The 12,966-nt window shown below is 63.0% G+C and carries 12 protein-coding genes; 9 read left to right on the top strand and 3 right to left on the bottom strand.

Going from position 1 to position 12,966, the window contains the following annotated elements; all coding sequences use genetic code 11:
• The first annotated feature begins 70 nt into the window (after nucleotides 1–70).
• Genes BG57_RS08730 through BG57_RS08740 form a run of 3 tightly spaced genes read left to right on the top strand, consistent with a single transcriptional unit; the run spans nucleotide 71 to nucleotide 2,895 of the window.
• A complete protein-coding gene (locus BG57_RS08730; protein WP_035962298.1) occupies nucleotides 71–1,027 on the top strand; it encodes a complex I NDUFA9 subunit family protein in 957 nt (318 codons plus the stop codon).
• Between the two features lie 12 nt (nucleotides 1,028–1,039).
• Nucleotides 1,040–1,663, top strand: coding sequence for a glutathione S-transferase family protein (locus BG57_RS08735; protein ID WP_035962300.1), 624 nt, complete (start codon nucleotides 1,040–1,042; stop codon nucleotides 1,661–1,663).
• Complete coding sequence (locus BG57_RS08740; RefSeq protein ID WP_035962302.1) at nucleotides 1,660–2,895, top strand: multifunctional CCA addition/repair protein; 1,236 nt, start codon at nucleotides 1,660–1,662, stop codon at nucleotides 2,893–2,895. The genes BG57_RS08735 and BG57_RS08740 overlap by 4 nt, the downstream gene beginning before the upstream one ends.
• A gap of 868 nt (nucleotides 2,896–3,763) precedes the next feature.
• Here the strand turns inward: BG57_RS08740 and BG57_RS08745 are convergent.
• Both BG57_RS08745 and BG57_RS08750 read right to left on the bottom strand, forming a co-directional pair.
• Nucleotides 3,764–3,958 (bottom strand): DUF2905 domain-containing protein, encoded by a 195-nt coding sequence (locus BG57_RS08745; RefSeq protein ID WP_035962304.1) that lies wholly within the window; start codon nucleotides 3,956–3,958, stop codon nucleotides 3,764–3,766.
• A gap of 10 nt (nucleotides 3,959–3,968) precedes the next feature.
• Nucleotides 3,969–5,174: a class I SAM-dependent methyltransferase gene (locus BG57_RS08750; RefSeq protein WP_035962306.1), complete on the bottom strand. Its 1,206-nt coding sequence runs from the start codon at nucleotides 5,172–5,174 to the stop codon at nucleotides 3,969–3,971.
• Between the two features lie 13 nt (nucleotides 5,175–5,187).
• Between BG57_RS08750 and BG57_RS08755 the strand changes: the two genes are divergently transcribed.
• The 5 genes from BG57_RS08755 to glmS all read left to right on the top strand — a co-directional run bounded on the left by BG57_RS08755 (nucleotide 5,188) and on the right by glmS (nucleotide 10,767).
• Complete coding sequence (locus BG57_RS08755; protein ID WP_035962308.1) at nucleotides 5,188–6,033, top strand: SDR family oxidoreductase; 846 nt, start codon at nucleotides 5,188–5,190, stop codon at nucleotides 6,031–6,033.
• Between the two features lie 16 nt (nucleotides 6,034–6,049).
• Nucleotides 6,050–6,451, top strand: a complete 402-nt coding sequence (locus BG57_RS08760) for a dihydroneopterin aldolase (protein WP_035962310.1) — start codon at nucleotides 6,050–6,052, stop codon at nucleotides 6,449–6,451.
• Complete coding sequence (gene ttcA, locus BG57_RS08765; RefSeq protein ID WP_035962313.1) at nucleotides 6,448–7,407, top strand: tRNA 2-thiocytidine(32) synthetase TtcA; 960 nt, start codon at nucleotides 6,448–6,450, stop codon at nucleotides 7,405–7,407. The genes BG57_RS08760 and ttcA overlap by 4 nt, the downstream gene beginning before the upstream one ends.
• Before the next feature lie 107 nt (nucleotides 7,408–7,514).
• Nucleotides 7,515–8,876, top strand: a complete 1,362-nt coding sequence (glmU, locus tag BG57_RS08770) for a bifunctional UDP-N-acetylglucosamine diphosphorylase/glucosamine-1-phosphate N-acetyltransferase GlmU (protein WP_035962315.1) — start codon at nucleotides 7,515–7,517, stop codon at nucleotides 8,874–8,876.
• 73 nt (nucleotides 8,877–8,949) lie between these two features.
• Entirely contained in the window at nucleotides 8,950–10,767 is a 1,818-nt protein-coding gene (gene glmS, locus BG57_RS08775; protein ID WP_035962317.1) for a glutamine--fructose-6-phosphate transaminase (isomerizing), read from the top strand.
• A gap of 363 nt (nucleotides 10,768–11,130) precedes the next feature.
• On the opposite strand, the gene BG57_RS08780 is transcribed toward glmS, so the two are convergent.
• Entirely contained in the window at nucleotides 11,131–11,835 is a 705-nt protein-coding gene (locus tag BG57_RS08780; protein ID WP_035962319.1) for a FadR/GntR family transcriptional regulator, read from the bottom strand.
• 302 nt (nucleotides 11,836–12,137) lie between these two features.
• On the opposite strand from BG57_RS08780, the gene garL reads away from it, so the two are divergent.
• Complete coding sequence (gene garL, locus BG57_RS08785; RefSeq protein WP_035962322.1) at nucleotides 12,138–12,923, top strand: 2-dehydro-3-deoxyglucarate aldolase; 786 nt, start codon at nucleotides 12,138–12,140, stop codon at nucleotides 12,921–12,923.
• Nucleotides 12,924–12,966 lie beyond the last annotated feature (43 nt).

Below are 12,966 nucleotides of genomic sequence, written 5' to 3' on the forward strand. Positions count from 1 at the left end.
GGCTCGTCTTCGTATCTGTCCGCGCATTCGTCAGCCGCAACCGGCAAGCCGTGATATCCAAGAGGCGAACATGCGACATCAAAACGTAGCGCTCATCGGCGGTTCCGGCTTTATCGGGAGCCATCTCGTCAACGCGCTCGTCGATCTCGGCAAGAACGTGCGCATCGCCACGCGGCGGCGCTCGAACGCCGCGCATCTGACGCTGCTTCCCGTCGATGTCCTCGAAACCGACGTACACGATCCCGTGAAACTCGCCGCGTTCGTTGCGGAAGCGGATGCGGTCATCAATCTCGTCGGCGTGCTGCATGGAAGGCGCGGCGATCCCTACGGCCCGGAGTTCGCGCGTGCGCACGTGGAGTTGCCGCGCAAGATCGCCGCCGCGTGCGAGGCGAAGGGCGTGCGCAGGTTGATCCACATGAGCGCGATCGGCGCGGATGCAGAAGGCCCGAGCATGTATCTGCGCTCGAAGGGCGACGGCGAGAAGCTGATTCGCGAGTCGGGCCTCGACTGGACGATCTTCCGCAGTTCCGTCGTCTTCGGCCCCGAGGACAATCTGCTGAATCAGTTTGCGTTCCTTCAGCGCATCTTTCCGGTGATCCCGCTCGCTTGCGCCGATGCGCAGTTCCAGCCGGTGTTCGTCGGCGATGTCGCGAAGGCCATCGTGAACGTGCTCGATCTCGACGCGGCCAACCGCATGACCTACGAACTCGCGGGTCCGGGCGTGTACACGCTCGCCGAACTGGTGCGTTTCGCGGGCGCGACGATCGGACGGCGTGCGCGCATCATCAAGCTGCCCGACAGCCTCGGCCGCCTGCAGGCGATGACGCTCGAAATGGCGCCCGGCGAACCGCTGATGTCGCGCGACAATCTGGATTCGATGCGCACGCCGAGCATCGCGAGCGGCCCGCTTGCGCCGGAACTGGGCATCGGCGAGCCGGCGAGCATCGAGGCGATCGCGCCGCTGTATCTCACGGGCAACTCGCCGCGCTCGCGCTTCAATACCTTCCGCGCCACGGCGCATCGTTGATTTCGGAGCCGCATGAAACTCGTTATCGGTGACAAGAACCTTTCCTCCTGGTCGATGCGTCCGTGGGTGCTGCTCAGGCATTTCGGCCTGGCGTTCGACGAGATGCTGATCCGCCTTGACCAGCCCGACACGAAGGCGAAGATTCTCGACGTCACGCCATCGGGCAAGGTGCCGTGTCTTATCACCGATAACGGCCATGCCGTATGGGAATCGCTCGCGATCATGGAGACGATTGCGGAGAACCATCCGCAGCACGCGATGTGGCCGCGCGACGCCGCTGCCCGCGCGCTTGCCCGCAGCATCAGCGCGGAGATGCACGGGGGCTTCGCGGACCTGCGTCAGAACATGCCGATGCAGATCGACATGCACGCGCCCGGCCTCGGTGCGACGCCGGCGACGCTCTTCGATATCGCGCGCATCGACGCGATGTGGAACGACTGTCTCGCGCGATCGGGCGGGCCGTTCCTGTTCGGCGAGTTCGGCATCGCGGATGCGATGTACGCGCCGGTCGTCATGCGCTTCAACTCTTACGAGCCTGCGTTGAGCGAGGGATCGCGCGCCTATGCGCGTCGCGTGACGGCATTGCCGGCGGTGGCTGCGTGGATCGACGATGCGCGCAAGGAAGCCGCGCGATGAATATCTACGCGGTAGGCGGCGCGATTCGTGATGCGCTGCTCGGCATGCCGGTGATGGATCGCGATTACGTGGTCGTCGGCGCGACGCCCGAGCAGATGGTGGCGCAGGGGTATCGACCGGTCGGGAAGGACTTTCCGGTGTTCTTGCATCCGCAGACGCACGAGGAATACGCGCTGGCGCGCACGGAGCGCAAGACGGCGGCGGGCTATCACGGATTCCAGTTCTATTATTCGCCGGATGTCACGCTCGAAGAGGACCTGGCGCGCCGCGATCTCACGATCAACGCGATGGCGCGCGAAGTCACGCCGGCGGGCGAGCTGACGGGACCGGTGATCGATCCGTTCGATGGCCGGGCGGACCTCGAGAACAGGCTTTTCAGGCATGTGGGCGATGCGTTCATCGAGGACCCGGTGCGCATTCTGCGGCTTGCGCGTTTTGCTGCGCGCTTTGCGGATTTCACCGTCGCGCCGGAGACCGAGGCGTTGATGAAGAGGATGGTCGAGGCCGGCGAAGTGGATGCGCTCGTGCCCGAGCGCGTGTGGCAGGAAGTGTCGCGCGGCCTGATGGAGAAGAAGCCGTCGCGGATGTTCGAGGTGTTGCGCGGCAGCGGCGCGCTTGCGCGGATTCTTCCGGAGATCGATGCGCTTTGGGGCGTGCCGCAGCGTGCGGACTATCATCCGGAGGTCGACACGGGCGTTCACGTGATGATGGTGCTGGACTATGCGGCTTCGCAGGGCTTCACGTTACCGGTGCGCTTCGCCGCGCTGACGCACGATCTCGGCAAGGCGACGACGCCGGAGGATGTGCTGCCGCGTCATATCGGACATGAGGGGCGCAGTGTCGATTTGCTGAAGCCATTGTGCGAGCGTTTGCGTGTGCCGAACGAATGCCGCGACCTGGCGATGCTCGTTGCGCGTGAGCATGGGAATATCCATCGCGTGATGGATATGGGCGCGGCGGCGCTCGTGCGCTTGTTCGAGCGGTCGGATGCTTTGCGTAAACCTGCGCGGTTTGCGGAAGCGTTGCAGGCTTGTCTTGCGGATATTCGCGGGCGGTTGGGGCTCGAGGCGCAGCCTTATCCGCAGGCTGAGCGGTTGCGGGTGGCACTGGTTGCTGCTCGGGCTGTTGATGCTGGCGCTGTGGCTTTGCGGTTTGCTTCCGAGCCTTCGCGGATTAAGGATGCGGTGCATGAGGCACGGGTTGCGGCCGTGCAGGACGCTTTGTTTTCTTGATTGCTTTTTGTTGAGATTTTTTTTGTTGGTGAGCTTTCTTCGTTGAGGTTGTATTCGTGTCGGTCTATTAGCGCGCCCCTCCCCGGGGCGGGGGTCACTTTCTTTGCCGCTGCAAAGAAAGTAACCAAAGAAAGCAGCTTTTTTTCGAACCGCACGAAGCACAGACTTGTGTGCTCACTTCGTAGAACCTCCGTGGCCCTCAGCTTGAAAGAGCCTTGAATCACCTTCCGCGCCCACTGACAACTAACGTCCTCCGAGCCCCTTGGCTCGACAACACCAGTGGGGCACCACGCGCATCGCATGTTCAACGCTGATCGCACTTTGAAATCAAGGGCAGATAACGGGCACGGCGGCACGGTCACGCAGAAATCTCCGAAAGCAGAAATCGCCTCGCGGGGTCCTTCAAGGTCGAGCGCGACTCAGCCGGTCAGCCGCGCAGTAGCCGCTCATCAGGAGCGTCGCGAGACAGAAGGGACTGAAATCAGAAATTAAGCGGAGCGCGGGCGACGGAAGCCTGAGTAAAGTGGCTTCGAGTAATCGGTCAGCCCTTAAGTTGTAGCGTGGCGCTGTACATACAGTCGGTGTTGACGAGCCAAGGGGCTCGGAGGACGTTAGTTATCAGCGGGCGTGGAAGGTGATTCAAGGCTCTTTCAAGCTGAGTGCCACCGATGTTCTACGAAGTGACCACACGACTTAGTGCATCGTGCGGTTCGAAAAAAAGCTGCTTTCTTTGGTTACTTTCTTTGCATGGGACCAGAGTAAGACGCTAAAGCGCCAACTCTGGTCGACAGCAAAGAAAGTGACCCCCGCCCCGGGGAGGGGCGCACTAATAGACCGACACGAATACAAGCTCAACGAAAAAAGACCCCTAAAGCGCCCGAGCAATCAAAGAAAGCAAAATAGAGAGCAACAGCGTCGACATGAAGGGAAACGAATACTCCCGCCCGAAGAGGCGCAAATTAAAATCCCCGGGCAACCGCCCGATGCCAAGCTTCCTGAGCCACGGCCAGCACCCCGAAAGCACGACAAGTGCGATAAAAGTAGTGAGTACCCAGCGAATCATGATCGCGTGCTCAAAGTGTATGAGACCGGTCGCCGGAAGAAAACGCATCCAGTCCGGAAGAAACCCCGCGTGAAAACGCAATCACCTTGAACAGCTCGCCCATCTCGGCCTCCGACAACAGCTTCTGAACAGCATTAGCCGCAGGCAAAAACCGCTTCACATCCGAGGGATCGAGTTCACCGAGCACATCCGTAATGCCAGCGTTCATCAGAAACCGCGCCTGCGATGTGAACCCGAGCAAATCCGCCCCCGTCTCGACACCCGCCTCCGCGATACCCGTAAACTCGACGTGCGCCGTCAAATCCTGTAGCCCCGGATACAAAAATGGATCGGTATGCGCGCGATGCCGGTAATGACACATCAACGTCCCGCCCGCGCGCTGCGCATGATAAAACTCGCGGCGCGGGAATCCATAGTCGATAAAAAACGCCGCGCCACGCACGAGCATCGTGCAAACCGTCTTCGTGAACGCGAGCGCCGCTTCATGCGTCTCGGTCAGATATTCAGCGAAAGGCTCGTCATTCGTTTCGTCGATGGCGTCATCGATCAGCGAAATCTGCGGGTCCACAGACAGCGAACGATCCTCGAAGGCAAAGCCATCACCCTGCACGACGACGCCGCGCTCGTGCCACGCGCCCAGCTTGCGCACCACCAGACGCACCGGCATCGCGTCGAGCACTTCGTTGCCGACCACCACGCCTTCGAACGCATCGGGCAACGCATCAAGCCATTCGACCTTCGCGGCAAGCGCAGGCGCTTGCGCCATCAACGTCGCGCGCTGCCGATCGCGCAGTTCGCCCGACAAATCCACGATCGCGTATTGCTCGATATCCACGTCGAGTTCCGCGAGCGCCGTCAGCAGCCCCGCGGCGAGCTTGCCCGTGCCGGCGCCGAACTCCATCAGCCGCCGCGTGCCGCTCGCCCGCAACGCCTGCGCAACCGGCCGCGCCAGCGTCTTCGCAAACAAGGGCGACAGTTCCGGCGCCGTCACGAAATCGCTGCCGTCTTCCGCACGGCGGCCGAATTTCATCGCCCCGCCGCTGTAATAGCCAAGGCCGGGCGCGTAAAGCGCGAGGTCCATGTAGCGGTCGAACGGCAGCCAGCCGCCCGCCGCCGCGATGCGCTCGCGAATCAGTCGGGTAAGCGCCTCGGACTGCGCGAGCGCGTCGGCGCCCGGAGCAGGTAAACTATCGGATCGTTGAGCATTCGGATTCATCCCAGCATTGTAAATGAGCGCTTCCTCGCCGTTTTCCCCCGCAAATCCGCCCGATTCCCGCTCCGGGGAACCGCGAACCCGCGCCGTGCTCGTCACGGGCGCGGGCAAACGCATCGGACGGGGCATCGCGCTGGAATTCGCCCGCCAGGGATGGAACGTCGCCGTGCATTACGGAACGTCCGAACGCGAAGCGCGCGAAACCGTCGCACAGATCGAGGCGGTGGGCCGCCGCGCGGTCGCGCTGCAAGCCGATCTCGCCGATGAAACCGCCGTCGCGCAACTCGTGCCCGCGTGCGTCGAGTCGTTCGGCTCGCTGCAATGCGTGGTGAACTGCGCATCGCGCTTCGACGAAGACACCGCCACGACCTTCGGCTACGCGAAGCTGATGCAGATGACCGCGGTGAATCTCGCCGCGCCGCTCACGCTCGCGCGCACGCTGCACGAAGCGACGCCCGACGACGCCGCAAACGACGACGCACGGCGCGCCGTCGTCATCAACGTGCTCGATCAGAAGCTGTACAACATGAACCCGGATTACCTCTCGTACACGCTGACGAAGGCCGCGCTCGACAACGCCACCGTCGCGCTGGCGCAGGCGCTCGCGCCGAAGCTGCGTGTCGTCGGGCTCGCGCCGGGACTCACGCTCGTGTCGGCGTGGCAGACGCCCGCGTCGTTCGAGGCGGCCCATCGCGTGACGCCGCTCGGACGCGCATCGACTGTGGACGATCTCGCGCAGGCCGCGTGCTATCTGGCGAACGCGCATGGCGTGACCGGCACGACGCTCGTCGTCGATGGCGGTCAGCATCTCGTGCCGAGCCCGCGCGACGTGATGTACATGATCGACGCGCCAAAGCCTTAACCTTGGAACCTCACCCATGCTTGCCGCTCTTTCGCATCCCCGGCTGACCGATTGCCGGCGGCTTTTTCTGCGCAACTACGAAGTGCGCATCAACATCGGCGTGCATGACTTCGAGAAGCGCGGCGAGCAACGCGTCGTGATCAACGTCGAATTGTTCGTGCCGCTCGCGCTGTCGACGCCCGTCGCCGACAAGCTCGCCGAAGTGGTCGATTACGACTTCATGCGATCGACCATCGCCGAGCGCGTGAAGCGCGGTCACATCCACTTGCAGGAAACGCTCTGCGACGACGTCGCCGCCGCGCTTCTCGCGCATCCGAACGTTCGGGCCGTCGCCGTATCGACGGAAAAGCCCGATGTCTATCCGGACTGCGACGCGGTCGGCGTCGAAGTCTTTCGCATCAAAGAGGAACGAGCATGAACGCGCGTGAAGCCATCGACCAAGCAGAAGAAGCGAAGCCGGCGCGCGAAGCCATGACGAAGCGCCAGCAGAAGGAAGCCTACGAGAACAACAAGCTGTTCAAGCGCCTCGCGCGGCAGGTCGGCCAGGCGATCGGCGACTTCAACATGATCGAGCAGGGCGACAAGGTCATGGTCTGCCTGTCCGGCGGAAAAGACAGCTACGCGATGCTCGACGTGCTCTTGCGCCTGCGCGAGCGCGCGCCGATCGACTTCGATATCGTCGCCGTCAACCTCGACCAGAAGCAGCCGGGCTTTCCGGAGCACGTGCTGCCGGAATACCTGTCGAAGCTCGACATTCCGTTCCATATCGAGAATCAGGACACGTACAGCATCGTCAAGCGGCTCGTGCCGGAAGGCAAGACGACGTGCTCGCTGTGCTCGCGCCTGCGGCGCGGCATTCTCTATCGCGTGGCGGGCGAGCTCGGCGCGACGAAAATCGCGCTGGGGCATCATCGCGACGACATCCTTCAGACGCTTCTGCTCAACATGTTCTACGGCGGCAAGCTGAAGGGCATGCCGCCCAAGCTGCAGTCCGACGACGGCAAGAACGTCGTCATTCGTCCGCTCGCCTACGTGAAGGAAACGGACCTCGAGAAGTACGCCGAACTGCGCGAATTCCCGATCATTCCGTGCAATCTGTGCGGCAGCCAGCCGAACCTGAAGCGCGCGGAGATGAAGGCGCTGATTCGCGAATGGGACAAGCGTTTCCCCGGGCGCGTCGAGAACATGTTCAACGCGCTGTCGAACGTGGTGCCGTCGCATCTGATGGATAGCGCGCTGTTTCCGTTCGCCAGCCTGCGCGCGACCGGCGAGGCCGATCCGCAAGGCGACATCGCGTTCGATGAAGAACCGTGCGCGAGCGAACCGTCAGGATCGTCGAAGGCTATTTCAATTGTCCAGTTCGACGACCTGTGAACGCCTGTCCATCAAGGCCCGGCGTGCTCTCGCGCGCCTTTTCAGACAAGTTCGCGTGCTATATTGGCCCGACCTCAAACCCGGCTTGAACCCGCAATAAATTCGCGATGAACATCGTCATTCTGGCTGCCGGCATGGGCAAGCGCATGCGCTCCGCCTTGCCAAAAGTCCTTCATCCCCTGGCGGGCCGGCCGCTGCTGGCACATGTCATCGAGACGGCGCGCGCGCTGTCGCCTGAGCGTCTTGTCGTCGTCGTCGGACACGGCGCGGACAAGGTGCGCGAAGCCGTCGGCGCGCCCGACGTCCAGTTCGCCATTCAGGACAAGCAGCTCGGCACCGGACACGCCGTGCAGCAGGCGCTGCCGCTGCTCGATCCATCCGTGCCGACGCTCGTGCTCTACGGCGACGTGCCGCTCACGCGCGCAAGCACGCTCGAGCGTTTGCTCGATGCCGCCGGAACCGAACGCTACGGCGTGCTCACGGTGACGGTCGACGACCCGACCGGCTACGGCCGCATCGTGCGTGACGCGAGCGGCGCGGTGCGCAAGATCGTCGAACAGAAGGATGCGAGCGACGAACAACGGCGCATCGCGGAAATCAACACGGGCATCGTCGTATCGCCGACGCGCACGCTGGAAGCGTGGCTCGCGTCGCTGAAGAACGACAACGCGCAGGGCGAGTTCTATCTCACCGACGTCGTCGAGCGCGCGATCGAAGCGGGCGTCGAAGTCGTGACGGCGCAACCCGACGCCGAATGGGAAACGCTCGGCGTGAACAGCAAGGTGCAACTCGCCGAACTGGAGCGCATCCATCAGCGCAACGTCGCGCATGCGCTGCTCGAAGCCGGCGTGACGCTCGCCGATCCCGCGCGCATCGACGTGCGCGGCACGCTGGAATGCGGCGCGGATGTGTCCATCGACGTGAACTGTGTGTTCGAAGGCCGCGTGACGCTCGCTGACAACGTGAGCATCGGCCCGAACTGCGTCATTCGCGATGCATCGATCGGCGCGGGAACGCGCGTCGACGCGTACACGCATATCGAAGGCGGAACGACGGGCGCGAAGGTCGTGCTCGGGCCGTATGCGCGCTTGCGTCCCGGCGCGGTGCTCGGCGACGAGGCGCACGTCGGCAACTTCGTGGAAGTGAAGAACGCGGTGATGGGCCACGGCGCGAAAGCGAACCACCTGAGCTATATCGGCGATTCCGATATCGGCGCGCGCGTGAACGTGGGCGCGGGCACCATCACCTGTAATTACGACGGCGCGAACAAGCATCGCACGATCGTCGAAGATGACGTGTTCATCGGCTCGGATACGCAACTCGTCGCGCCGGTGCGCGTCGGGCGTGGCGTGACGATCGCGGCGGGCACGACGGTCTGGAAGGACGTGGGCGAAGGCGAATTGGTGCTGAACGAAAAGCGCCAGGTCAGCAGAACGGGCTACGTCCGCCCGGTCAAAAAGAAGGTTTGAAGCGCGCCAGGCCGTGCCGGAAGGCGCGGCCTTCTCAGTGGTGCGTTCGGTTCGGATTTCAAAGGATATCGCCATGTGCGGAATTGTCGGCGCGGTTGCGCAACGTAATATCGTCCCGGTGCTCGTCGAAGGTTTGCGGCGGCTCGAATATCGCGGCTACGACTCGTGCGGCGTCGCGGTGCTGAGTCATGGCGCGCCGCGCCGCGCTCGCAGCGTCGCGCGCGTGTCGGATCTCGATGCGCAAGTGAAGGAAACGAACCTTGCCGGCATGACGGGCATCGCGCACACCCGCTGGGCGACGCACGGCGCGCCCGTCACCGACAACGCGCACCCGATCTTTTCGCGCGATACCGTGGCGCTCGTGCATAACGGCATCATCGAGAATTACGAGTCGCTGCGCACGATGCTGCGCGACAAGGGTTACGAGTTCGTCTCGCAGACGGATACCGAAGTCATCGCGCATCTGATTCACAGCATGTATCGCGGCGATCTGTTCCAGACCGTGCGCGAGGCCGTCAAGCAACTGCACGGCGCGTATGCAATCGCGGTGATTCACAAGGATCAGCCGCATACGGTGGTGGGCGCGCGCCAGGGTTCGCCGCTCGTCGTCGGCGTGGGCGAGGGCGAGAACTTCCTCGCCTCCGATGCCCTCGCGCTGGCCGGCAGCACGGATCGCTTCGCGTTCCTCGAAGAGGGCGATGTCGTCGAGATCGCGCTCGATGGCGTGAAGATTGTCGATCGTCAGGGCATGCCCGCCGAGCGCGAAGTGCGCGTGGTGGCCGCGTATGGCGGCGCGGTGGAGCTGGGGCCGTATCGCCATTTCATGCAGAAGGAAATCTTCGAGCAGCCGCGCGCGATCACCGACACGATTCCGCAAGGCGATGAATTCACCGCGAGCCTCTTCGGCGAGAACGCGAAGGATGTGTTCGCGGGCATCGACAGCCTGCTGATTCTCGCGTGCGGCACGAGTTATTACTCGGGGCTGACGGCGAAGTACTGGCTCGAATCGATCGCGAAGATTCCGACGCAGGTGGAGATTGCGAGCGAGTACCGGTATCGGGAGTCGGTGCCCAATCCGAAGGCGCTGGTCGTCGTGATCTCGCAGTCGGGCGAAACCGCCGATACACTCGCCGCGCTCAAGCACGCGCAATCGCTCGGACATGCGCACACGCTCGCCGTGTGCAACGTGAGCACGAGCGCGATGGTGCGCCAGACGGAACTCGCGTTCCTGACGCATGCGGGGACGGAGATCGGCGTGGCGTCGACAAAGGCGTTCACGACGCAGCTCGTCGGTCTGTTCGTGCTCGCGGTGACGCTGGCGAAGCTGCGCGGCCGCGTCGATGCGAAACAGGAAGCGGCGTATCTCGGTCAGTTGCGTCACTTGCCGGCCGCGCTGAATAGCGTGCTGGCGCTGGAGCCGCAGATCATCGCGTGGTCGGAAGAGTTCGCGCGCAAGGAGAATGCGCTGTTCCTCGGGCGCGGGCTGCATTACCCGATCGCGCTGGAAGGGGCGCTCAAGCTCAAGGAAATTTCGTACATCCACGCCGAAGCGTATCCGGCGGGCGAACTGAAGCACGGGCCGCTGGCGCTCGTGACCGAAGCGATGCCGGTCGTGACCGTCGCGCCGAACGACACGCTGCTCGAGAAGCTGAAGTCGAACATGCAGGAAGTGCGGGCGCGCGGCGGAGAACTGTACGTGTTCGCGGATGCCGATACGCGCATCGTCAGCGAGGACGGCATTCATGTGATTCGCATGCCGGAGCACTACGGTGCGTTGTCGCCGATTCTGCATGTGGTGCCGCTTCAGTTGCTGGCGTATCACACGGCGTGTGCGCGTGGGACGGACGTCGACAAGCCGCGGAATCTGGCTAAGTCGGTGACGGTGGAGTGATGTTGGTGGGGATGTAGCGGGATGCTCGAAGCGCCTCTTCCGAGGCGCTTTTTTTTCGTCCCTCACCCGACCGCTCCCGCGTTTACCTGTGGACAAACCTGTCGACACTGCGCCGGTTAACCGTTGACGCTTTCTGCATAACCCGCCGTCCCGCGAGAATCGCCGAAAGTTGTCCCGGCTTCCGCCCGCAATCCGCCAAACCATACCGAAGTTGTTTACTCGGCAAGTCATTGACGCAAAACGCGCGAAGCGGGTTATCCACTGAAACGGCGCAGGCTTGTTAACTACTACCACGTATACATACGAATCCTTTTGTTTACTTAGAGGCGCGTGCAGTGCTGCTCAAAACCAAAGCAGCGCAGTTCACTCAACAGCCGTCTCGTGAACCTGCCGCAGACGCTCTCGGCTATTGCTCAAGTGCATGCGCATCGCGGCGCGGGCATCGTCGGCATCCTGGCGAACGATCGCCCGATAGATCGCCTTGTGTTCGTTCAGCACGTTGCGCAACCGTTCGATCTGATCCAGTTCCGCAATCTCCGCTTTTCCAAGCCGCGTGCGAGGACTGACCGCGCGTCCCATCTGACTGAGCACATCGTAGAAATAGCGATTGCCGCTCGCCCGCGCGATCTGCAAGTGAAACTCGACGTCATGCTCTAGCACATCGGTGCTGCCATTGGCGATCTGTTCTTCGTAACGCTCCACCGCACCGGCAATCTGCTTGAGATGCTGCTCCGTCCGGCGCCCCGCTGCCAGCGCGGCGGCGGCGCCTTCGAGATCGATTCGAAATTCGATGATCGCCATGATGTCCAGCAGGTTCGACAAGTCCGCATCGTGCAGCCGCACCGACTCGCGATCCGCCATCGCCCGAATGAACGTGCCGACGCCGTGCCGCGTCTCGACTACGTTTGCCGCCTGCAGCCGCGATACCGCCTCCCGCACCACCGAGCGACTCACGGCCATCTGTTTCATCAGCGCGGCTTCGGTCGGAATCTTGTCGCCGGGGCGAAGCACGCCGCGTTCGATCTCTTCGACGAGCGCGGCGACGACTTTATCGGTGAGGCTGGGCATTTTCGGTCTGGTTCTGATATTGATTGAGGTCGGATGACGCCAATGTCGCGCCGGCGCGGGTTTCGCCGGGACGTCCGATGAACCATCATGGAGTGCGGCTAAGACTCCGTCAATTCAGTGAACATCGAATTGTAAGACATCTTATCTCTTCATAAGACGAGCTACACGAGGCCGAGAGGCATCCTGCAACAAGAATTAAGGGTTAACGTCTCGTTCCACGCTCAAGAAAACCCGGTATCTTCTGTTAAGACATCCTATGACTTAGTCGCATCCAAACGACCCCGCCGCCACAGGGAGGCATCATGCCGTCTTCGACACCGTATCAACCGTTGCCCAATGCGTTCCGCACATCGCTACTGGCGAGAGAGAAGCTGATCGGCTGCTGGTCGTCGCTGGCGAGTCCGATCGTCACCGAGTTGCTGGGCGTCGTCGGTTTCGACTGGATCCTGCTCGACGCCGAGCACGCGCCCAACGATGCGCTGACGCTGATTCCGCAACTTATGGCGCTCAAAGACAGCGTCAGCGCACCTGTCGTGCGTCCGCCGGCGAACGAGCCGGTCGCGATCAAGCGTCTGCTCGATGCCGGCTTCGTCAACTTCCTCATCCCGTTCGTCGACAGCGCCGCCGACGCCCGCCGCGCCGTCGCCGCGACGCGGTATCCGCCGCACGGCATCCGGGGCGTGTCGGTCGGGCATCGCGGGAACCGTTACGGGACTGTCGCGGACTACTTCAAGGTGGCGAACGACAACATCAGCGTCGCGGTGCAGATCGAGAGCCGCGCGGCCGTCGATGCGATCGACGAAATCGCCGCCGTTGATGGCGTCGATGCGCTCTTCGTCGGACCATCCGATCTCGCCGCCGCGTACGGCCAGCTCGGCAACGCGAATCATCCGGACGTGCAGGCGGCCATCGCTCACGTATTCGAACGCGCGCACGCGGCGGGCAAGCCGAGCGGCATCCTCGCGCCCGTGCAGCAGGACGCGGAACGCTATCTGTCGATGGGCTGCACGCTCGTCGCCGTCGGCGCGGATCTCGGCATGCTTCGCAACACGGCGCAGGCCGTGAAGAAACACTTCATCGAAGAGTAAGCTGCGACAGGTTCGCGCTTCTCTCGCAGCACCCGGACATCGA

The sequence above is a fragment of the Caballeronia grimmiae genome (assembly GCF_000698555.1).
Classification (GTDB): domain Bacteria; phylum Pseudomonadota; class Gammaproteobacteria; order Burkholderiales; family Burkholderiaceae; genus Caballeronia; species Caballeronia grimmiae.

What these genes read in the sequence shown, in the direction of transcription:
- garL (WP_035962322.1), top strand. Translation starts at nt 12,138, where the DNA reads ATGCCGTCTTCGACACCGTATCAACCGTTGCCCAATGCGTTCCGCACA.
- ttcA (WP_035962313.1), top strand. Translation starts at nt 6,448, where the DNA reads ATGAACGCGCGTGAAGCCATCGACCAAGCAGAAGAAGCGAAGCCGGCG.
- BG57_RS08760 (WP_035962310.1), top strand. Translation starts at nt 6,050, where the DNA reads ATGCTTGCCGCTCTTTCGCATCCCCGGCTGACCGATTGCCGGCGGCTT.
- BG57_RS08740 (WP_035962302.1), top strand. Translation starts at nt 1,660, where the DNA reads ATGAATATCTACGCGGTAGGCGGCGCGATTCGTGATGCGCTGCTCGGC.
- glmU (WP_035962315.1), top strand. Translation starts at nt 7,515, where the DNA reads ATGAACATCGTCATTCTGGCTGCCGGCATGGGCAAGCGCATGCGCTCC.
- BG57_RS08735 (WP_035962300.1), top strand. Translation starts at nt 1,040, where the DNA reads ATGAAACTCGTTATCGGTGACAAGAACCTTTCCTCCTGGTCGATGCGT.
- glmS (WP_035962317.1), top strand. Translation starts at nt 8,950, where the DNA reads ATGTGCGGAATTGTCGGCGCGGTTGCGCAACGTAATATCGTCCCGGTG.
- BG57_RS08730 (WP_035962298.1), top strand. Translation starts at nt 71, where the DNA reads ATGCGACATCAAAACGTAGCGCTCATCGGCGGTTCCGGCTTTATCGGG.
- BG57_RS08780 (WP_035962319.1), bottom strand. Translation starts at nt 11,835, where the DNA reads ATGCCCAGCCTCACCGATAAAGTCGTCGCCGCGCTCGTCGAAGAGATC.
- BG57_RS08755 (WP_035962308.1), top strand. Translation starts at nt 5,188, where the DNA reads ATGAGCGCTTCCTCGCCGTTTTCCCCCGCAAATCCGCCCGATTCCCGC.
- BG57_RS08745 (WP_035962304.1), bottom strand. Translation starts at nt 3,958, where the DNA reads ATGATTCGCTGGGTACTCACTACTTTTATCGCACTTGTCGTGCTTTCG.
- BG57_RS08750 (WP_035962306.1), bottom strand. Translation starts at nt 5,174, where the DNA reads ATGAATCCGAATGCTCAACGATCCGATAGTTTACCTGCTCCGGGCGCC.